At 40.9% G+C, this 914-nt stretch carries 2 protein-coding genes; both read left to right on the forward strand.

Annotation, left to right across the window (positions count from 1 at the left end; genetic code table 11):
* Positions 1–155 precede the first annotated feature (155 nt).
* Positions 156–542, forward strand: a complete 387-nt coding sequence (locus D4A39_RS17695; RefSeq protein ID WP_147393942.1) for a hypothetical protein — start codon at positions 156–158, stop codon at positions 540–542.
* Between the two features lie 41 nt (positions 543–583).
* Entirely contained in the window at positions 584–889 is a 306-nt protein-coding gene (gene tnpB / locus D4A39_RS18355; protein ID WP_368731518.1) for an IS66 family insertion sequence element accessory protein TnpB, read from the forward strand.
* Positions 890–914: the final 25 nt, after the last annotated feature.

The following is a 914-nucleotide window of genomic DNA, read 5'->3' on the forward strand; positions in this document are numbered from 1 at the left end:
AAATCTCGTTATATGGTTTGACCCAAAAGGAAATCATACAGACATTGCTGGAAGAACGATTTTCCGTAAAGGTCCGTAAGCATCCAACCCCTATTTTGGCGGTTTGAACAATAAGTGCTACCTTTGCGCCATGTTAAACATTAAATGTTATAAGTATGGCAATAAGTAGTAAAGATCTTGAGAGCCTGTGGCAACGCTATAACGCGGAGGCGGTACCATCAGGCATTTCGGTAAATCAATTTTTCGAATCCAATGGAGTTCCTTATCATGTATTTGAAAAGTGGTACAAGAAGAAGTTCCAGGCTCCAAATGTTGTGGAGTGTGTTGTTGCAGGTGCGCCAGATTCAACCAGTGCAGTTCCAATACCATCCAAGCCGGGTAATCCTTCAGCCGGTTTATCTCCAGCTCCGACCGAGGATGCCGTTGTCATCAAGTATGTCAATCTTGGGCTTAGCAATGGTATGAAGATAGAGCATCATAATTTGAGCTATTCTGGTCTTCAAAGTTTTATCTCTAAACTTCAAGCCTTATGTTTAGCTTAAATGGTGCCGTAAAATATAAGTATATTCCCAACTCTCAGGATATGCGTGGAGGTTATGACAAGCTTTGTGGAGTGATACGCTCTTTGGGCGAAGATCCAGAGGATGGCACCGCTTACGTGTTTACTTCCAAGGATCAAAAGATAGTAAAGATCATCAGACATGAACATAATGAGTGTCAGATGTATTATCAGAAGTTTGACAAGAACATTAGTTTTGTCCGTCTAGAGTTTGAAGGTGTCCTTCCAATTTATGTGTTGGAGTGGAAGTATCTAGTGGCTATGCTTTCATGCCCTGTTGTAAAAAGCATAGGTCCAATAGAGCTAAAATGCTATGAGGAAGCAGCTTGATGGCGAAAATGATAGTTAATTTTCT

The organism is Alcanivorax profundi (assembly GCF_003597125.1).
Taxonomy (GTDB): Bacteria; Pseudomonadota; Gammaproteobacteria; order Pseudomonadales; family Alcanivoracaceae; genus Alcanivorax; species Alcanivorax profundi.

Bases quoted from the DNA above. Each gene is read 5' to 3' on its own strand.
- D4A39_RS17695 (WP_147393942.1), top strand. From the start codon at position 156: ATGGCAATAAGTAGTAAAGATCTTGAGAGCCTGTGGCAACGCTATAAC.
- tnpB (WP_368731518.1), top strand. From the start codon at position 584: ATGCGTGGAGGTTATGACAAGCTTTGTGGAGTGATACGCTCTTTGGGC.